Source organism: Pseudooceanicola pacificus (genome assembly GCF_009789075.1).
In the GTDB taxonomy this organism is placed as follows: Bacteria; Pseudomonadota; Alphaproteobacteria; order Rhodobacterales; family Rhodobacteraceae; genus Pseudooceanicola; species Pseudooceanicola pacificus.
Genome location: NZ_WNXQ01000001.1, coordinates 274,339 through 292,441 on the forward strand (window position 1 = coordinate 274,339; position 18,103 = coordinate 292,441).

General features: G+C 64.4%; 16 protein-coding genes. 6 read left to right on the plus strand and 10 right to left on the minus strand.

The genetic code is table 11. From position 1 onward, the window contains the following. Window positions 1-11 precede the first annotated feature (11 nt). The 6 genes from GLS40_RS01280 to GLS40_RS01305 all read right to left on the minus strand — a co-directional run bounded on the left by GLS40_RS01280 (window position 12) and on the right by GLS40_RS01305 (window position 4,024). Window positions 12-848, minus strand: coding sequence for a DUF1217 domain-containing protein (locus GLS40_RS01280; protein ID WP_160380789.1), 837 nt, complete (start codon window positions 846-848; stop codon window positions 12-14). Next, window positions 845-1,249: a flagellar biosynthesis repressor FlbT gene (flbT, locus tag GLS40_RS01285; protein WP_160380790.1), complete on the minus strand. Its 405-nt coding sequence runs from the start codon at window positions 1,247-1,249 to the stop codon at window positions 845-847. Before flbT ends, GLS40_RS01280 begins: the two co-directional genes overlap by 4 nt. Next, on the minus strand, window positions 1,246-1,629 hold the full coding sequence (gene flaF, locus GLS40_RS01290; protein ID WP_160380791.1) for a flagellar biosynthesis regulator FlaF: 384 nt from the start codon (window positions 1,627-1,629) through the stop codon (window positions 1,246-1,248). Before flaF ends, flbT begins: the two co-directional genes overlap by 4 nt. Window positions 1,630-1,716: 87 nt before the next feature. Further along, entirely contained in the window at window positions 1,717-3,192 is a 1,476-nt protein-coding gene (locus tag GLS40_RS01295) for a flagellin N-terminal helical domain-containing protein (protein ID WP_160380792.1), read from the minus strand. A gap of 201 nt (window positions 3,193-3,393) precedes the next feature. Continuing rightward, on the minus strand, window positions 3,394-3,750 hold the full coding sequence (locus GLS40_RS01300; RefSeq protein WP_160380793.1) for a hypothetical protein: 357 nt from the start codon (window positions 3,748-3,750) through the stop codon (window positions 3,394-3,396). Next, complete coding sequence (locus GLS40_RS01305) at window positions 3,743-4,024, minus strand: rod-binding protein (protein WP_160381139.1); 282 nt, start codon at window positions 4,022-4,024, stop codon at window positions 3,743-3,745. Before GLS40_RS01305 ends, GLS40_RS01300 begins: the two co-directional genes overlap by 8 nt. A gap of 4,110 nt (window positions 4,025-8,134) precedes the next feature. Between GLS40_RS01305 and fliK the strand changes: the two genes are divergently transcribed. The 4 genes from fliK (at window position 8,135) to GLS40_RS01325 (ending at window position 10,802) form a co-directional block, all read left to right on the plus strand. Continuing rightward, entirely contained in the window at window positions 8,135-8,584 is a 450-nt protein-coding gene (fliK, locus tag GLS40_RS01310) for a flagellar hook-length control protein FliK (protein ID WP_160380794.1), read from the plus strand. A gap of 13 nt (window positions 8,585-8,597) precedes the next feature. Next, on the plus strand, window positions 8,598-9,269 hold the full coding sequence (locus GLS40_RS01315; RefSeq protein ID WP_160380795.1) for a flagellar hook capping FlgD N-terminal domain-containing protein: 672 nt from the start codon (window positions 8,598-8,600) through the stop codon (window positions 9,267-9,269). A gap of 191 nt (window positions 9,270-9,460) precedes the next feature. Further along, window positions 9,461-10,306 (plus strand): aminoglycoside phosphotransferase family protein, encoded by an 846-nt coding sequence (locus tag GLS40_RS01320; RefSeq protein WP_328598871.1) that lies wholly within the window; start codon window positions 9,461-9,463, stop codon window positions 10,304-10,306. A 301-nt stretch (window positions 10,307-10,607) separates the two neighbouring features. After that, a complete protein-coding gene (locus GLS40_RS01325) occupies window positions 10,608-10,802 on the plus strand; it encodes a hypothetical protein (protein ID WP_160380797.1) in 195 nt (64 codons plus the stop codon). 152 nt (window positions 10,803-10,954) lie between these two features. Here the strand turns inward: GLS40_RS01325 and GLS40_RS01330 are convergent, their stop codons facing one another. From GLS40_RS01330 to ubiE, 4 genes are all read right to left on the minus strand, one after another. Beyond that, on the minus strand, window positions 10,955-11,632 hold the full coding sequence (locus tag GLS40_RS01330) for a YjbF family lipoprotein (protein ID WP_160380798.1): 678 nt from the start codon (window positions 11,630-11,632) through the stop codon (window positions 10,955-10,957). Then, the gene (locus GLS40_RS01335; RefSeq protein WP_328598862.1) at window positions 11,629-13,743 is read right to left on the minus strand and encodes a YjbH domain-containing protein; all 2,115 of its coding nucleotides are present in this window, start codon (window positions 13,741-13,743) and stop codon (window positions 11,629-11,631) included. The genes GLS40_RS01330 and GLS40_RS01335 overlap by 4 nt, the downstream gene beginning before the upstream one ends. Window positions 13,744-13,892: 149 nt before the next feature. Then, complete coding sequence (ubiB, locus tag GLS40_RS01340) at window positions 13,893-15,428, minus strand: 2-polyprenylphenol 6-hydroxylase (protein WP_160380799.1); 1,536 nt, start codon at window positions 15,426-15,428, stop codon at window positions 13,893-13,895. A gap of 3 nt (window positions 15,429-15,431) precedes the next feature. Then, entirely contained in the window at window positions 15,432-16,175 is a 744-nt protein-coding gene (ubiE, locus tag GLS40_RS01345; RefSeq protein WP_160380800.1) for a bifunctional demethylmenaquinone methyltransferase/2-methoxy-6-polyprenyl-1,4-benzoquinol methylase UbiE, read from the minus strand. A 91-nt stretch (window positions 16,176-16,266) separates the two neighbouring features. Between ubiE and mutM the strand changes: the two genes are divergently transcribed. Then, window positions 16,267-17,118 (plus strand): bifunctional DNA-formamidopyrimidine glycosylase/DNA-(apurinic or apyrimidinic site) lyase, encoded by an 852-nt coding sequence (mutM, locus tag GLS40_RS01350; RefSeq protein ID WP_160380801.1) that lies wholly within the window; start codon window positions 16,267-16,269, stop codon window positions 17,116-17,118. A 59-nt stretch (window positions 17,119-17,177) separates the two neighbouring features. Continuing rightward, a complete protein-coding gene (locus tag GLS40_RS01355; protein ID WP_160380802.1) occupies window positions 17,178-17,954 on the plus strand; it encodes an enoyl-CoA hydratase in 777 nt (258 codons plus the stop codon). Window positions 17,955-18,103: the final 149 nt, after the last annotated feature.

Sequence of the window (18,103 nt, forward strand, 5' to 3'; positions counted from 1 at the left end):
GGCAGGTATGGTCACCGGTTGGCCCAGAAATTCGCCCTCAAAGATCGCGCAAAGGCAACGTTGGATTGCATGATCGTCAGCGCCGAACTGGTGGTGCCGGCCGCGGTGATGTCGTCGATCTGGCTGCGCACCAGAAACTTCTGGACCAGCACCTCCCTCTGAGCCTCATCCTGAAACACGTCGAACCCGGCAGAGCCGAATGCGCTTTCGGCCCGGTCGCGAAAGATCTCCAATTGCTTGTCGATGTCGATCTGGGCGAAACTGGACGGTAGCCCGAAAGCTGTTTCAAAGACCTGGCGCAGCGGCGGCGTCCCCAGGACCTTGAACCATTTTGTTCTGTCGCCGGCGCTGCCACCGGCGATGTCGCCCAATTCGCGCATCGCGTTGAGCGCCAGGCGCATGGAGTTGTCCTGCTCTCCCACGGCAGCCTCGAATTGCTGCTTGCGAAACTTCGCCACGATCTCGTCTCCGAAGTCGGAAATCTTGGTGCTGGGCGTGTCGAAATTGCCGAATCCGAAGGCCGACGAGAAGGCCTTGTAGCGATCGTCCGCAAGCCGGTTGGCCAGCGCATCCGTGTTCAGCGTGCCGTCCTCCAGAATCTTGCAGATGAAATAGCGGTTCTGGATGTCGTCTTGCAGGCCAAAGGCGCCCAGAGCGACACGCAGCAACCGACGGTCCGCCACCAACTGTTCCGCCGTGTCGATCTCGCCGATTTTTGCCTTGAAGTAATCGGTGTCGCGCTGGATGTCCGCGCTCGCGCTGAACGCCTTTTCCTGCTGGTCGGCGGTGCGCTGCAGGAAACGCCACCCGGCCAAGCCGGACAGCGGCACAACCGGGGCATAGGTCATGTGAGCCTCGCGTTCAGCAACCGGTCTTCGCGCGGCAGCAGTGCCCGCAGCGACTTGAGGCATTGGTAGTAATTCTCGTCCAGCACCGCCTGGGTGGCCTGGGACAAGAGGCGGCGGCTGTCCGGGTCCGTCAGGATTTGGCTCAACTCCTCGATACGCCGCATCAGTTGATGACAGGTGTCCGCCGGGGCGGAATCGCCGGTCAGCACCAGCTGCGCCGCATAGCAGACCCGGCGGACCGGCGTATTCGCCTCTTCCGGGTGGATGGCGTCACGCAGACGCAGGATGTTGGCGTCCGGCGTCACGATGGACAGACGGGATCGCCGGTCGCCGTTCTCGATGACCGCGCCATTGATCAGGACCCGCTCCTTCGGGCCGAGTTTCAGAATCAGCCCGCTCATCTTCCCGTCCCCGCCCCCGCCGGCCTGAGGCCACGCATGATGGCGGCGTTGAGCTCGATCAGCGCAGCCGCCGATGCCTCGCCTCGCAGCACGGCGCTGCTGTGCGTTTGCGTGAATTCGGCCAGGTAGAAGATGCGGGCCCTCAGGTCGGCTGGCAGGCCATTGCCTTCGCTTGCGACGTCGGTGGCCAGCAGGGTCCACAGCTGCCGGTTGCGATGGATTGCCTTCACCAGTCCGGGAAAATCCGATTTGGCTTTGCGTGCAGCCTGTACAAGCTGATGAGTCGTTCGGGCGAAAAGGTCGTATTCGATGCCGCGCGACGTCCGGATCGACGACGAGGCGGTTCCATAGGCGCGTTTGGCCAATGCTGAGGCGGTCATTCACTGTCCCCCGGTACTATGCTGACGGTTGTCACGTCGGGAAAGGGGCGCGCGCGGATAGCGCGCGCGCCCGTGTTACCTGTCCGATCAGCGGAACAGCGACAGCAGGGACTGCGGCGCCTGGTTGGCGATTGCCATCGCCTGAACCGCCAGCTGCTGCTGGACCTGCAGCGCCTGCAGCCGGGCGGAGGTTTCTTCCATATTGGCGTCCACCAGAGAGCCGATGCCGGATTTCAGCGAGTCCGTGAGCTTGGAGATGAAGCTCGACTGCGTCTGGATGCGGCCCTGCACCGAACCGAACGCCGCGGCCGAATCGATGGCCGTGTCGATATAGGTCTCGATGTTCTGCAGGGCGGCAGCCGCACCCTCATCCGTCGTGACATCGATGTCGCTGAGGCCGGCAAGACCGCCGGTTGCCTCACCATCCGAGCGCCCTTCGACGGCAAAGGCCAGGGTGGTCGAATTGTTGTCGACCTGCAGCACGAACTGGCCGCTCGCATTGGTGGTCACGGCGGTCGAAATGTCGGCAAGGCCGGCGGCGTCGACCGCGATTTTCAGGCCGTTGGCAACGTCTTCAAAGGTTTCGTCCTTGCCTGCGACGTAGTCGAAATCCTGCGAGCCGATGGTCACGCGATAGCCGTCACCCTCGTTCACGCCGGCCGTTCCGCTGAAGGTCACGGTTTCGGCCCGGGCTTCGATCGCGGCATCACCGGCATAGGCGCCAGTGGTGCTGCCGGTGGAGGTGAAGTTCAGCGCCGTGTCTTCGAACGCGATGGTCGAGGACAGGGTGATGGCCGCACCGGTGACCGATGCAGTGATTCCTTCGATGCCTGCGGCGTTGATTGCCGCCGTCAGACCGCTGGCCGCATTGTTCAGCGTGGTGTCGGTTGCGGTATAGGCCACCGAGGAATCGCCGATCTGCAGGCGCAGGACGTCGCCGATGGACTGGGCCGTGGACAGGGTCAGCGTCTCGGTGATCGCGGTATTGACGACCGCGGCGGCCGAGGCGGTCGCGTTCGCGTTCAGGCTGGTCCCGCTGGAATTGTAGGTACCGGCATCGTAGCTCAGGTCCTGCCGGGCAACGGTGATCGAGCTCGACGACACGGTGCCGTCGTTGGCACGATCGAGCGACGAGAGAACATCGACATCCTCACTGCCCTGCAGCAGGTTGAGGCCGTTGAACTGGGCCGCCGTGACCACGCTTTCGATCTGGCCCGACAGCGCCTCGATATCGGTCTGCAGCTTGTTGCGATCGACGTTCGATTCCTGGGCGCCGATGATCTTGCCCTTCATCTTCGTCAACAGATCGGTGACGGTTTCCGAAGCGGCGCGGGCGACCGCGACGGTCGATTCACCCAGAGACAGGCTCTCCGAGATCGATTTGAACCCCTGGACGTCGGATTCCATCACCTTGGAGATGGCCCAGACGGCCGAGTTGTCCTTGGCGTTGGCGACACGTTTGCCGGTCGAAATCTCGCTCTGGGTGTCGGTCATCGACATGTTGACCGATTTCAGGGTCTGCAGCGCCACCATGGCACTGTTGTTCGTAAGAATGCTGGACATGCATCTGTTCCTATGGTCGGAGAGCGCTTTGCGCCCGGTCTGATTGCTCTGCACAAGCAGAGCCGCTGAAACGCCGTTCTGACCGTTGCGGGGCCTTTCACTTCACCCCGCGCCATCCCATCGGATGCCTGGCAACATTTGCCAGCCAGATGCTAACAACCGACTAATCGCTCAATTGTCCCCTTTAGCATTCGACTCAATTCATGCCCTGCGTTCGACATTGTGTTCCCGCCGCACCAGGATGCGCGCACGCCGCCCGGACTGATCGTAGGTGTCGAAGGACCGGCTCATCTGGCGCAGCGTCGCGATCCTGTTGGCCACCGAACGCAGACCTTTCAACGCGTTCTCAAGCAGTTCCTGATTGCGGATCGCCTTGTTCATGAGGCGCCCGGGTTCCGACGTCGCGGACAGGCCGGAACAGGCCAAACGTTCAAGCAAAGCCTCCTTTTCCGGAACCAGTTGGGAGAGTTGGTCGAGCCTGCCGCTCAGCACCACCGCGCGTTCCCGATCCAGCAGGGCATCAAGGGCCCGTTCAACATCCGGGTTGGTGTCATCCATGGCTATGTCCTTCGTTGAGCGCCTTGAAAATCGTCTCGGCCAGGCCGATTCCGCCCGCATCGACCATCGCGCGCGATTGTTCCAGGCGGAGCATCGAGGCAAACTGTTCCTCGCCGGGCCCGCCACCGAAAGCGCCGCGCGGGGCGCCGAAGCCGGCGGATGACAGCATCTCTGCCAGGAACGTCGCCTCAAGCTCGCGCGCAGCGGCACGCAGGCCTTCCTGTGACGTTGTCGCACCGACCGGTTGCCTGAGGGCCGTGGTCGCATCGATCATGATTTCGCTCCAATTGATCACACTCGGAGCATTCTGAATCGTCAGCGGTAAAGATGCGGTAACCAGCCACGGGGATATTGCAGGGACCTTTTCAAATGTCCCGGAGCGGCCATGCAGTTGAAGTTCCCACGACTGGCAATTCTGCCCGAGATCCGGGTGGAACCACCCGAGGCGGGCCAGGAGAAGTCGCAAAGAACTGATGATTTCTTTGGGTTGTTCCTGGACCTCGAAGATCGACCCGCGGAGGAAAAAACCGCTGCGATCATGACACGACGCGAAGATGGAGAGCCGGAAGAGACCGATATTGCACACACGGCACCTGCCACATCCGACCGGACAGAATCTCAAGACCAGAGTGCATTTCCCTCAGTCGAAACGAAAACTCCGGACGTTGTCGAAGATGTGAATTACGGCGAATCCGATTCAACGGAGCCCCGGCAGAGGTGGGCTTTAGAATCCCTGCAAGGGCAGGCACCGCAGTCCGAGATTCCTGAGCCAGCCATTCAGAAAAGCGGCGATATTCCGCACCAGACCGTTGCCGAATCCAAAAGCGACGGATTCGCCGATGCTTTGGCGACAGGTCGCGCTCCCACTCCAAGCCGAACGGACCTGACGTCACCGGTGCCGCGCGGAGGGGTCAACATGCGCGACCATAACGAGCGCCATCTACCAGTTCGCACCGATCCCCGAACCGCCAAACGTGGCGTAACCGTTCCACTTTCACGACGTGGCGAAGACGCATTTCGGGCAGCGACGACGACCGGGGCGAGCATTGCAGCCTTTTCATCAGGCGAGCCGCAACTTGATGCTTCGCCACACCCGGGATTGCGCAAGGCTGATGGAACGCAGACCTCCCAGCCGGTGGTCAGGGAAGTACCCTCGCAGTCACGTCCCACGCCCCACCCCACGCGCAGCGATCCCAAAGCATCGCCCGGCAGAACTTCCTTCGAAGCACGCCAGCACGCCGCTCCCGGCCCATTCGCCGCGATCACTGCTGCGGAAACAATCCCGGAGAAGACGCGGCCACATGTTTCCGTAAGACCGGCGGACGCGCCCGACGTGTCATTATCGGAGGTCGCGGCCGACGCGGACCCTGCGACACAATCGGCGGCCAGGCCTGCCAAATCGCATCCCGGTTCCGCGCAAACCCCTGGTGTTCCCCTCAATGTGGTAGCCCCCGTCGATGACAACCAAGATGGCCCGGCAATCACATTGAACGCGCGGGGCACGATGCCACCTGTGGACTCCGGCAAGCCAGTTCGAAGCCCCCCGCTACCAGACGCCAAGCCCCCGTCGCGAACCGAACGCAGGCCGGAAAACGGCAAACCGTTTGATGCGCGATCTGCAGCCGGAACTGTTCATCCGCGCCCGGAAAGCGCGGCAACGCGGAGTGCTACGGATACCCAAGGGCCCGACTTGCCGCGAATCGCACAAGAACCGCTGCAGCCGCAGAGATCGGGGGCCCACAAAACCGAAAAACCTCTCGCCGACACCCCGCCGGCGGAAGTCGGCGCGCCAACCGCCACGCGCAGCGGGCAGTTGGAAGCCCCGGCAGAAAAGCCCGAACCCATGGCCCGCAATGAACGGCGACGGGTATTGGTAGCCGGAAACCATCGCAAGGATCGGGCTGCCGGCGACGGACCCAACGGAATTGCCAAGCCGATCAGCACAACGGATTTCGAAAGACGGTTGAGCGACATCCCCAGCCCGCCCAGGCTACCACGACAAACGCAGACGCATAAAGTTGTCGAGCCAGACTCGGGCCTGTTGCGTCGCGCGGGCGCGGCGGCGGCGGACCGCAAACATGCAGCTATCGCTGGCGTTGGGGCTGGTGGTGGGCTTGGTCAGACAGCGGAAGCCCCAATAGACAAGGTGTCTTCTTCACCCAAGGTGGAGGGCGAAAATTGGCGTAGCACCGCCGTTGAAGGGATGGAAGCGCGCCGTTCCAATGCCCTCGCACGGCCTGCCGGGCCCTTAGACGCCAGGTCCCTGGGACGCGAGAACCCTGCCGGACCCAAACATCCCAATGTGCTGGCAAAGGCAGCCGCCACTTCCAATCCGGGCATTGGCGATGGAACCGCAAACCGGCCTCTTCCTGACGCCGAGCTCAGAATCGTTATCATTCCGCAGTCGCGCGACATGGCCCATAGCCAGCCCAAAGTCTCGAACACCGCACCCAAGCCCGATGCACAACGAGATCAACCAAGACCGACGCCTACCGTTGCGGTCACGCTGTCACAGACACCTGCCAAGGGCGATCGGCACCCAAGAGAAAGTGTGAGCAAGCTGTATCCGACTCCCGGAACGGCAAGTCACCAGATGCGCAGCGGCGGACACACCACGGTGTCGACGGCAGAGACTGCGGTCAGGGCCGAAGCGCCGTTCACTCAAAGCCCGCCTGAACCACACACCGGCCTGATGAGTGCCAGCGCCGAAAAGCGCGGGGCGACGCCGCATCCGGATCGAACTGTCCGGCCAATTCCCTTGCCCGGTCCGTTGTCGAACCTGTCGGATTCGCGTGGTCCGGTTCCAGAGTTGTTCCACCAACAGTCCCGAAAGTATGGGCCTGTCGCCAGATTGTGGGTTGGACCAAAAGCACACTCCGCCGAGGAAACCAGCCATTTTCGGTCCAATGGCGCGACGTCTGAGCAGGTCCTGCCGCAAAAGCTATCCGTTCCGCCAGGTGGCGTCTCGGAGACTGGCGGATTCAGGGAAACCCGTCATGGCGGTCGTGTCGAGACAATGGACACCATCCCAAACCCGCTTCCAAGCAAACGGCCAAAAGTGGCGCAGCCGAGGACCTCAGCCGCGCACACGCCGCGCTCCGAAGTCAATCCCGAACACCACACGAAAGCGAGGGAGCGTCAAGTTTGGCCCATTGCAAACAGTTCCGTTACGCCGGAAACGCGCGGCGCGAAGTCAGCCTCGTCAGCAGCGAGAGACTCGCAAAATACACATCGGGCGCATTTGCCCGCAACAGCGGGTTGGAACGAAACCGGCCTCGATGAACATGGGAACAGGCTCCCCTCCAAGGACCATCGGTCCAGCGGGCCGATCCTGTTCACCTCGACTCACAAGGCCCGAGCCTTCGTTTCCACACACCAATCCGGCGCGAAAGATGACGGCGAGAGGATACCAGCGAAACAGGCGGTCCGCGCGCATGGGCCGGCGTCGGGTCGGGTCCTGCTGGCAAACAGGCCACCTTCGAACCTTCAGAAGATGAGCATTGTCCCGGCCGATCCGCCCGGTGTTGAGCCAAGACCTGTCCACTTGCCGGGTCAAATGGGCCCTGATCGGCAATCCACTCGTATTGCCCAGCCACCCGGGACAGAGCCAAACAACCCCGAGACTGTCAGAGCAAGTGACAGCAAGGGTGCCGCGATCCGACGCGACGCCGATGCGGTGCGGGAAAGACCGGAGCCGACTCCACCGCGACCTTCTTCGACTATCGGGATGGCTTTGGAACCAGTTGAGGTTCCAGGACCTCGGACCGTTGAGTCCGGGGGCCGGTCAGCCCGAATTCCCCCAGCGGCCCCCGATACACTGGCAGCGCCCGAGACAAATGCGCCGAAAACCGATCCTGTGTTCTCTCGTCTGACCGATCCTCACAGGAGCCCGTCAGTGACCCAAGCCGACACTGCACCGAAGGCAGAATTCGTTTCGGACAGACCAAGTCACAGGGAGATTGCGATCCTGTCGCGCACCGAAACCGGGAACAGCCGGTCGCACGGTCGGCCTGGCGATCAGCAAGAGTTTGTCGTCCCACCGGGCCCAAAATCAAGGTTGCCCGAAGGGTCCGCTCCCATGCAACAGACCGTTGCTCCGGAGGCCGCTGCAGGCACCGTAAGAATACCTGCAAGCGGCGATGAACGCGGACTGGCCCCGCTTTGGCCCGGGGAGGATTCTGGCAATGACGCCCGCACGAAAAACTCGGCGGAAATGACGTGGACGCGGCGCGCAGCTGCAAATGTGCGCCAGCCGGTCACTGCGCCTTCCACACATCGCATGGCACCGGTCGGTCGCGTTGCAGCCGTCCGGACCGCTGAGACCAGCGAAGTGGATTGGGATTTCAGTGGATCGGCCCACCCTGTCGAGGACCAGGGGCGGCATATGACGGCGATCCAGGCCGGAGCGGCCGCCCGCCCTGTCGGTTTCCCGCAGTTCGCGGGCAATCCGGCCGCGCAGGTTGCCGCCGCGGCGCGCGAAGCCGTGGACGGACCGATCGAAATCAGCCTGCACCCGGAGGAACTCGGCCGCCTGCACATGACGCTTCGCCTGCAGGAAAAGGGTATCACCCTCGTGATCCTGGCGGACCGGCCCGAAACCGTGGACCTCGTGCGGCGCCATGCCGACGAATTGGCGCAGGAGTTTCAAGAGGCTGGCTATACCTCTGTCTCGGTGTTCGTCGATAGCGGGACGACGGACAGCGGCAGCGCGGACTGCCAGGGGCTGCAGGGAGAAGACATCGCAACCGAGACGCGGCCTGACCCGGACGGCGAAGACCCGCCGCCAATTCGGCTGAACCACCAACCGTCCGACGGGCTGGACATCAGACTATAGGAAGGAACCGATCATGGATGCAGGGAACACAACTTCGGCCGCGGGCAGTGCGACAGCCCCCCGCACCGCGACCGCACCGGACACAGGCAAATCCGCCATCAGTTCGGATTTCGAAACTTTTCTGAAGATGCTTTCGACGCAGCTACAGAACCAGGACCCGCTGAACCCGGTGGACTCGGCAGATTACGCCGTACAACTGGCGACTTTCTCTTCGGTGGAACAGCAGGTTCTGACCAACGACTTGCTGCAGGGCATCGCGTCGCGCTTTTCGCTGTCCGGGTTCGCGGACTATGCCACCTGGGTCGGGATGGAGGCCCGGTCGGAGGCAGATGTGTCCTTTGACGGCACGCCGATCAGTGTTTCCCCCTCCCCTGATCCGGATGCCGATCGTACGGTGATGATCGTGCGAAATGCCGAAGGCAGCGTCGTGGCGCGGGTCGATATCCCGGTCTCGGATCAGACCTTCGAGTGGACGGGGGCAGACGGGCAAGGCGGCACGGTCCCGTCCGGATCCTACAGCCTGAGCCTGGAGAATCAGGCGGGAGGTGAAGTCCTGTCGGAGGCGCCGATGGAGGCCTATTCCCGGGTGCGCGAGGTGCGCCGCGAAAACGGCGCGCCGGTGCTGATCCTTGCCGGCGGGATTGCGGTGCCTGCCGACTCCGTCACAGCCCTGCGCCAGCCCTGAGCGGTGCTTGCGGGCCTGCCGCCCGTGCCATAGCCTGACCGGGCCGGAACCTACCGGACCAACAGGCAGATGGAACCGCTTTGGACTCCGGGGCGTACAAGACGAAACGCGCGACCCCCTGGGCAGGCTCGGGGGCGGGTCCCGCCGTGTCGGGCTCGGAAGACGGGCCACCGTCCGATGTGCGGAACTGGGTGGCACGCAACGGTCATGCCGACGGACAGGGAATCTGGCATCGGTTGCGGGGCGGTCGCAGCAATCGGTGCTGGCGCGTCGAAGGGCCTGCGGGCGACGTCGTCGTGAAACTCTACCGCGAGGTTCTTGCCGAGCCGGCACGGAACCCGATGTTCGGCAACGATCCGCGGGCTGAAACCTCGATGCTTCGGGCCCTGGCCCGGAGCAGGTTGGCTCCGGAGCTTCTGGCCGCCGGGCGCTGCGGCGCGGGGTCCTGCATCGTCTACCGGCACGTGGAAGGCAGACCGGGCGGCGCGACACTGTCCGAGTCGGCCGCCGCCCTGCGCCGCGTCCACGAGATGACGCCCGCCGCAGGACTACGCAGAGCGCCCGACGGCAGCGCCCAAATCCACGCACAGGGTCTGGGCATCCTGGCCAGATGCACCGACCGTGGCGGTGTCGAGCGGCTGATGGATCTGGCGCCGAAGGGAGAGGTGCGGCCAAAAGGCGAGGCGTGCTTGCTGCATGGTGACCCGGTCCCGGCGAACATGATAGCGGCCGCAAAGGGCGTCGTGCTGATCGACTGGCAGTACCCGGGGCGTGGCGATCCCTGCGAGGATCTGGCCATCCACCTGTCGCCCGCGATGCGGCATGCCTATGCCTCCCCCCGCCTGTCCAGCGAGGAGGAGGAGGATTTCCTGGCCGCCTATGGGCGCAAAGAGGTGACGGACCGGTATCGCGCACTTGCGCCCTGGTATCACTGGCGGATGGCGGCCTATTGCCTGTGGCGGACCGGGCAAGGCGGCACGGATGACGCACCGGCCATGTCGGCCGAACTGGAGGCACTTGCCCTGTGCGGGGAGTGAGCGATTCGGACGGGTCGGCGGAGAAACCCCGCTCTTCGGGCAGAATGCCGCACAGCAGAAACCTCAGCGGGAATCTGGGCGGGATCTCGCCCTTTCCCGGCCCCCGGGCGAGCCACGCCCATTTTGTCGGCAGAATTTTTCCATTGTAATTCAACGCCTAACAAGTCATCTGCCGCAGCATTGCCCTTATTGACACAGTTGCCCCCCATAGGCGGGTTAGTCCTTTGAACGCGATCAAATTTATGCAATATTGGGCGAGATCGTGCCGGGTAATCTGGCCGTCAAACTATTGGAGAGAGTCATGAAAGCATTTTCGATGATCGCCGCAGCGGCTCTGGCCGTCGCAGCAGCAGCACCGGCATTTGCCGAAGGCACCAAGACCAACCCGTTCGTGTCCACCCAGGGCGCGGCCCTTGGCGCCGCTGAAACCACCGCAATCGTCACCGTCACCGTTGTGACTGCTGGCGTCATTGCCGGTTCGGCATCGGGCTCCTGAGCCTCGGGTCAATTGACCTTTGCGAATTCATGAAAGCGGCCCCTTTCGGGGCCGCTTTCTATTTGGGTAGCATCTGTTTTTCCGCCCCAGCCGACTGACGGGCCGCATCTGCGGCGGCGGGGGGCGACAAACGCCCCCCATACTCCGGAGCCTCAGCGCCGCAGCGTGTACATCAGCCCATAGCCGTTGGCCGGGCTCAGATACTGACGCGCGAACAGGATGGTTCCGCGATCATCGACAAGGTAGGCGTTCTCGATCGGCATGCCATCGGACACGCAGCTTTCGGTCATCCGCGTGACCGAAGCCGAGACGACACCGCCGCGATAGGTCTCGCGCCCCCCGTTTTCGATCTCGCATTCCGCCACCAGTTCGACGGTCTGGTTGTCCGGGGTCAGGTAGCGCTGAATCCGGCGCGCGATCCCGTTCTTGCGCTGTCTGACGAGCTGCAGGCTGCTGTCGGCAGAGGTCGACATCGTGTCCTGCCCCAGCCCGCGCGACGCCGTCAGCATCCCCGATTTCAGGGTCACGGTCCGCTCGTCCGGAGAAGACCAGGTGCGGTAGGCCCCGTTTTCCTCGATCGGGACGAAGAAGGCCGAAGCCTCTCGCCCCGTCAGCCTGATCTGCATGACCGGCCCCGACACGTTGTTCAGGGCCGCGGACATCGCAGCGGCGTCGACCGGCGGGGGCGGCGCAGGGCGCGAGAACAGGGATTTGACCACCGAGAACGGCCGGATCGGCGCGTCCCTCTGGATGTTGCCGCCAGAGCATGCCGAAAGGCCAAGTACCGCGATCAGGCCCGCAATCGGGGCAATTTTCAGGGAAGCGATCATCTCCAGAATTTCCCCCAGCTCTTGACCATGTCGGATTTATGGGTGCCACGGATCGTCTCGTACAGGCGACCGTCCACGTTCAGGCGGGCACCGCCGTCACGTGCCAGCGATTGCAGAACGAGGTTGCCGGTCCGGCGATCCGGCTGGCCGAAGGCCCAGGAAATCGGGATCGTGATGCGGATACCCTTGTCAAAGGACCCCTCGCCAAAGCTTGCGGCAGAGACGTCCGTCTTGGTGGCATAGGCCCCGACCCGCCAGCCATTGGCGAATTCGCGGTCCAGCGAGACCGTGGCGCCAAGGTCGCCGGCCAGGTAGCGCCCGACGTCGAGCTGCCCGTGGAACCCGTTGCCGAAATCGTAATAGGCCGACAGGTGGCCGGTCGCGACCTTGTAGTCCTGGAAGTCGAACAGCTGATCATAGTCGCGCTTGACCACATAGTTGGCTTCGGCGCCCAGGGCGAACCGGCTGCCCGTCGGCTTCCACAGCACCTCGCCCGAGATGCCGCCATAGGCCGATTCGAACAGACCCGCCGAAAGGCGCCCGTACAGGTTCGGGCCCAGGCGGCCGTATTTGGCGACCGTGAGGGTTTCGATGCGCGGCTGCTTGGAGCGGTTGTAGAAGTTGCCGTCAGAGCGCACGACCGGCGGCGGGTCGATTGGCGTGATGCGGGCCGGACGCGGCGTATCGGACAGCGTGCCCGCGATGCGGTTGGTCAGCGAGCCCGAGAGGACCCAGCCCGGCGCCCAGGAGTATTCGCCCTTCAACCGCAGGCCAAGGTCGGCCCGCAGCGGGTTGTCGGGATCGAAGAAGCTGGTCTGCACATAGGGTGCGAAGTTCCAGCTGTAGCGGGGGTAGCTGCCTTCGATCACCGGGATATCGGGCGTTTCCGCCAGCGAGGTCGAAAACTGCGCCGCGGCCAGGATATCGCGGGCCGGTGCGTTCTCCAGCCGTTCGAGGTCGCTGCGCTGGACCACGACCGAGGTGCTGCGGATACCGCGCACCACCTGCGTGATGACGAAGGTTTCCACCGAATCCGGCATCGTCCGGGTCAGGACCCGTGCGGTGCGGCCGACGGCCTGCGCCTCGATATCGTATTTTGCGTTGCGGATCAGGACATGGGCCTTGCGGCCGTCCAGCCGGATGCCTTCCAGCTCCAGCCCTTCACGGGCCAGGCCGGCGACCAGCTCTTCCTGGGCGGACTGGCGTTCGGCGGGCGATGTCGTCCAGCCCAGGTCCTGTGCCGTGCCGCGCGGGCGCAGATAGACCGGAACCGGCGCGGTCTCGCTGCCGCCCGGCACGCCGTCGGTGCGCGGGTTCAGCGCAAAGCGGAGCACGACGCCGTATTCCGCCCCGCCGATCGAATAGACTCCGATGCCGAAGTTGTCGCTGCGGCGGTAGTCGAGGCCGAAGTTGTAGGGGTTCTTGCGTTCGAGAATGCCATCGCCGGTTTCGAGCGTGTAGGCGTCCGAGGAGTATTCGGCCTTGAACGTCAGGGTGTCGCTGAGCGCGTAGCTCAACCCGGCAAAGGGGGCGACATCGCCGCGGAACCAGCGGTCATAGGTGGGGATGCCGCCGGCGCCCAGCAGGTCGCTGGGCCGGGTGCCGGTCGATCCGATGCTCTGATAGCTGCCGAGGCGGCCCCAGCCCAGGCCGGCGGTCAGGCGGAGACGGTCGTTGGCAAAGCCCTTGGTCGCGACGATGTATTCCGACGAGTAGAGCCCGGTGCCGATGAAGTCGCGCAGGCCGACGCTGACGGCGGGCAGATAGGCGCTTTCGGTCAGGATCTGGTAGCTGATGTCGAAGCTGCGGTCATAATAGGTCGACGGCGTGTAGCCGGGGATGTTCAGCCCCTTGATCGCCGTGTACCGGAAGGCGCCGGTCAGGCGGGGGGTGATCTGGAACGACAGCGTGTTCTTGAAGGTATTGCCGAAGTAGGAAATCGTCGTCGACAGCTGGCCGTCGGGTGCGGTTTCCGCTGTTGGCATGTCGATCAGGTTGGAAGGCGTGCCGTACATCCCGGTATTGGGCGTGGTCAGATGCTGGGCCGTCGCCAACTGCGGTGCTGCCAGCCCTGCGCTGAACAACGCGGCGAACAATAGTTTGCGAATCAACGTGCCTCTCCGTCCGGAATTTCTTTTCAGGTGACCCTAGAGAAACCGCCCCGCGAAAGACAGGACCGATGGATGCGCGCCACAAACAAGCCGTTGCACTGTCGCAATAATGCTCCTTGTGACGCGGGCAACCGGCGGGCTCTTGCCGGTCAGCCGGCCACCAGCCAGGCCACCGCGGCGGCCCCCAGCCCGCAGACCAGCCCGAGCGCGCCCCACAGAACGGCGTTCCGCCATCCCCCGCCCTGGGGCGGTTCGGGTTCCGCGACCTGCCGGATCAGCGCCTGTTCCACCAGCCGGGGCAGGCGCGGGCCGAACCGGGCCAGCACCATCGCGGTGCGGCCCAGATCGCGGGCCAGGGCGCGGGGGCCAAGGTTGCCGCGGATGTAATCCTCGACGATGGGCCGCGCGACCTGCCAGATGTTGATCTGCGGCGAGAGCGACCGCGCCACCCCTTCGACCACCACCATCGTGCGCTGCAGCAGGATCAGCTCGGTCCGGGTTTCCATGCCGAAACGCTCGGTCACCTCGAACAGGTAGGACAGCAGCCGCCCCATCGAGATGTGGTTGGCATCCATGCCGAAGATCGGCTCGCCCACGGCCCGCAGCGCGCGGGCGAATTCGTCGACGTCGCGGTCGGCGGGCACATATCCGGCCTCGAAATGCACCTCGGCCACGCGCTGATAGTCGCGCTTGATGAAGCCGTAGAGGATCTCGGCATAGACCCGGCGGGTGTATTCGTCGATATGGCCCATGATCCCGAAATCATAGGCGATGATGTCGCCGTTCGGCGCGACCTTCAGGTTGCCCTGGTGCATGTCGGCGTGGAAATAGCCGTCGCGCAGGGCGTGGTTCAGGAACAGTTGCAGCACCCGCTCGCCCAGGCTGACCCGGTCGTGCCCGGCTGCGTCCAGCGCGGCATTGTCGCCAAGCGCGGCGCCCTCGGCCCAGCTCATCGTCATGACGCGGCGGCTGCTCTCGTGCCATTTCACCGTCGGCAGGGCAAAGCCCTCGTCGCCCTCGGTATTCGCGGCGAACTGGCTGGCCGAGGCCGCCTCCAGCCGCAGGTCCAGTTCGCCCTTCACCACGCCGTCGAAATGTTCGATCACGTCCGAAGGGCGCAGCCGGCGGAAACTGGGCGACAGGAATTCGATGCACCAGGCGGCGAAGTAGAAGGCGTCGACATCCTTGCGAAAGGCGCGTTCGATCCCCGGCCGCAGCACCTTCACCGCGACCTCTTCGCCCGTATCGACCAGCCGCGCGCGATGCACCTGCGCGATGGAGGCCGCGGCGACGGGGGGCGAGAATTCCGAATAGATCGACTCCAGCGGGCGGTCCAGCTCCGCCTCCACGGCCTGCCGCGCGGCCTGCATCGAGAACGGGGGCAGCTTGTCCTGCAGCACCCGCAGCTGCACCGCCAGCTCGTCGCCCACAAGGTCGGGGCGGGTCGACAGGACCTGGCCGAACTTGATGTAGGCCGGGCCAAGCGCGGTCAGCGCACGGGTCGCGGGCGGCATGGCCGGATCGCCCTTGTCGCCCAGGAACTGGATCGGCCAGCCGATGATCCGCGCCGCCACGCGCAGCAGCGGCGGCGCGTCATAGGCATCCAGGATGATCTTCATCGCGCCGGTGCGTTCCAGCGTGGCGCCGGTGCGGGCCAGCCGCCAGATATTGTGCGGTCCGCGCATGGCTCAGATCTTCCAGCCGGAATGCAGCGCGGCGATACCCAAGGAAAGATTGCGATATTTCGCCTGCTCGAACCCGGCAGCGCGCACCATGCCGAGGAAGGTCTCCTGGTCCGGGAACCGGCGGATCGATTCGACAAGGTACTGATAGCTGTCGCGGTCGCCCGCGATCACCTGCCCCATGGCCGGGATCATGTTGAAACTGTAACGGTCATACAGCCATTGCATCCCGGGATTCGGGATCTGGCTGAACTCCAGCACCATCAGCCGCCCGCCGGGCTTGAGCACGCGAAAGGCCTCGGCCAGCGCATCCTGCGGGCGGGTCACGTTCCGGATGCCGAAGCTGATCGTGTAGACGTCGAAGGTCGCGTCGTCGAAGGGCAGCGCCATCGCATCGCCGACGATCCAGTCCAGACTTTCGGCCATCTTTTCGGCCTCGGCGCGCTTGCGTCCCTCGACCAGCATCGGCTCTGTCAGGTCCAGCACGGTGGCATGGCCCTGGCCCGCGCGTTTGAGGAACCGGAACGAGATGTCGCCCGTCCCGCCCGCAACGTCCAGCAGACGCTGGCCGGGCCGCGGGGCCAGCCAGTCCATCATCGCATCCTTCCAGACCCGGTGGATGCCCATCGACATCACATCGTTCATCACGTCGTATTTCGACGCGACCGAGCCGAAGACGCCGCGCACGCGCCCCGACTTCTGATCCTCGGGGATCTCCTGGAATCCGAAATGGGTGGTTTTCTCGTCCATCGCCCTTGCGCTTTCCTTGGCCTCTGCCTTCTTATAGGGCGCTTGCCCGCCGCCGCAATGCGGCGCACTGGCCGAAAGCACCGAGGAGCCGATGCCCGAACTGCCCGAAGTGGAAACCGTCCGCCGTGGACTGGCCCCCGTGATGGAGGGCGAGACCATCGCCCGCGCCACGGTGAACCGGCCCGACCTGCGCTGGCCCTTCCCGCCCGACATGGCCGCCCGCTTGACCGGGCAGCGGGTGCTGGCGCTCAGGCGGCGGTCGAAATACATCCTGGCCGATCTCTCGGGCGGCGAAACCCTGCTGGTGCATCTGGGCATGACCGGGCGGATGCTGGTTTCGGGCGATCCGCTGGGGCGCTTCGTGCATGATCATCCGGCGGCGGAAAAGCACGATCACGTTGTGCTGGACATGGCCAGCGGGACGCGCATCACCTTCAACGATCCGCGCCGGTTCGGGGCGATGGACCTGCTGCCGACAGCGGGGGCCGAGGCGCACAAGCTGCTGGCCGCCATCGGGCCGGAACCGCTGGGCAATGTCTTTTCGCAACCCTACCTTGTCGCCGCGATCAAGCACCGCAACACGCCGATCAAGGCCGCGCTGCTGGATCAGAAGGTCGTCGCGGGACTGGGCAACATCTACGTCTGCGAGGCGCTCTACCGCGCCGGGATCTCCCCCGCCCGCAGCTGCAGCCGCATCTCGACCGAGCGTATCGCGGCGCTGGTTCCGATCATCCGCACGGTGCTGGAAGAGGCCATCGCGGCGGGCGGATCCTCCCTGCGCGATTTCCGCCGGGCGGATGGCGAACTGGGCTATTTCCAGCACAGTTTCGACGTTTACGGCCGCGAGGGTCAGCCCTGCCGCACGCCCGGCTGCGGCGAAACGATTCGCCGGATCGTGCAGTCCGGCCGGTCGTCCTTCTACTGCCCGCAATGTCAAAGATGACTTGAACCGACACGGCAACGTGCTACGGGACTCTACCCAGAAACCACAGGGGAACCGCCATGGCCTATGAGACGATTATCGTCGAGATCGAGGATCATATCTGCCTCGTCCGGCTGAACCGGCCCGACGCGATGAACGCTCTGAACGACGTGCTGTTCAAGGAACTGGCCGAGGCCCTGACCGAGGCGCAGAAGAACGACAAGGTGCGCTGCATCGTCATCACCGGGTCCGAGAAATTCTTTGCCGCCGGGGCCGACATCAAGATGATGTCCGAACGCAGCTTCGTCGACGTGTTCGAAAGCGATCTCTTCACCGCCGAGGCCGACGCGTTCCTGCGCGTGCGCAAGCCGATCATCGCCGCTGTGTCGGGCTATGCCCTGGGCGGCGGGTGCGAACTGGCGATGATGTGCGATTTCATCATCGCCTCGGACACGGCCAAGTTCGGCCAGCCCGAGATCAACCTGGGTGTCGTCGCCGGCATCGGCGGAACCCAGCGCCTGACCCGCGCCGTGGGCAAGGCCAAGGCGATGGACATGAACCTGACCGGCCGCTTCATGGACGCGGAAGAGGCCGAACGCTCGGGCCTGGTCAGCCGCGTCGTTCCGGCCAAGAAGCTGATGGAAGAGGCGATGGCCGCCGCCGGCAAGATCGCCGAGAAGAGCATGATCACCGTCATGGTGGTCAAGGAAGCGGTGAACCGGTCGTTCGAGACGCCGCTGCGCGAAGGCCTGCTGTTCGAACGCCGCGTCTTCAATTCGCTCTTCGCGACCGAGGACCAGAAGGAGGGCATGGCCGCCTTCCTTGAAAAGCGCGAAGCGCAGTTCCGCGACAAGTGAGCGCTTTGCCGCCCCTGGGGTCCGCATGACCACGGGGGCCCGCAAGGCCCCCGCCGACCAGACGCGTTCCCCGGTCCCGTTTCTCGTCAGCAGAATTCGGCGTGCCGCTGCCGGATGTCCGACACGCCGGCCAGCAGGTCCGAACGTGT

Bases quoted from the DNA above. Each gene is read 5' to 3' on its own strand.
- mutM (WP_160380801.1), top strand. From the start codon at position 16,267: ATGCCCGAACTGCCCGAAGTGGAAACCGTCCGCCGTGGACTGGCCCCC.
- GLS40_RS01295 (WP_160380792.1), bottom strand. From the start codon at position 3,192: ATGTCCAGCATTCTTACGAACAACAGTGCCATGGTGGCGCTGCAGACC.
- GLS40_RS01280 (WP_160380789.1), bottom strand. From the start codon at position 848: ATGACCTATGCCCCGGTTGTGCCGCTGTCCGGCTTGGCCGGGTGGCGT.
- GLS40_RS01305 (WP_160381139.1), bottom strand. From the start codon at position 4,024: ATGATCGATGCGACCACGGCCCTCAGGCAACCGGTCGGTGCGACAACG.
- flbT (WP_160380790.1), bottom strand. From the start codon at position 1,249: ATGAGCGGGCTGATTCTGAAACTCGGCCCGAAGGAGCGGGTCCTGATC.
- GLS40_RS01315 (WP_160380795.1), top strand. From the start codon at position 8,598: ATGGATGCAGGGAACACAACTTCGGCCGCGGGCAGTGCGACAGCCCCC.
- GLS40_RS01355 (WP_160380802.1), top strand. From the start codon at position 17,178: ATGGCCTATGAGACGATTATCGTCGAGATCGAGGATCATATCTGCCTC.
- GLS40_RS01300 (WP_160380793.1), bottom strand. From the start codon at position 3,750: ATGGATGACACCAACCCGGATGTTGAACGGGCCCTTGATGCCCTGCTG.
- ubiE (WP_160380800.1), bottom strand. From the start codon at position 16,175: ATGGACGAGAAAACCACCCATTTCGGATTCCAGGAGATCCCCGAGGAT.
- ubiB (WP_160380799.1), bottom strand. From the start codon at position 15,428: ATGCGCGGACCGCACAATATCTGGCGGCTGGCCCGCACCGGCGCCACG.
- GLS40_RS01325 (WP_160380797.1), top strand. From the start codon at position 10,608: ATGAAAGCATTTTCGATGATCGCCGCAGCGGCTCTGGCCGTCGCAGCA.
- fliK (WP_160380794.1), top strand. From the start codon at position 8,135: ATGACGGCGATCCAGGCCGGAGCGGCCGCCCGCCCTGTCGGTTTCCCG.
- flaF (WP_160380791.1), bottom strand. From the start codon at position 1,629: ATGACCGCCTCAGCATTGGCCAAACGCGCCTATGGAACCGCCTCGTCG.
- GLS40_RS01330 (WP_160380798.1), bottom strand. From the start codon at position 11,632: ATGATCGCTTCCCTGAAAATTGCCCCGATTGCGGGCCTGATCGCGGTA.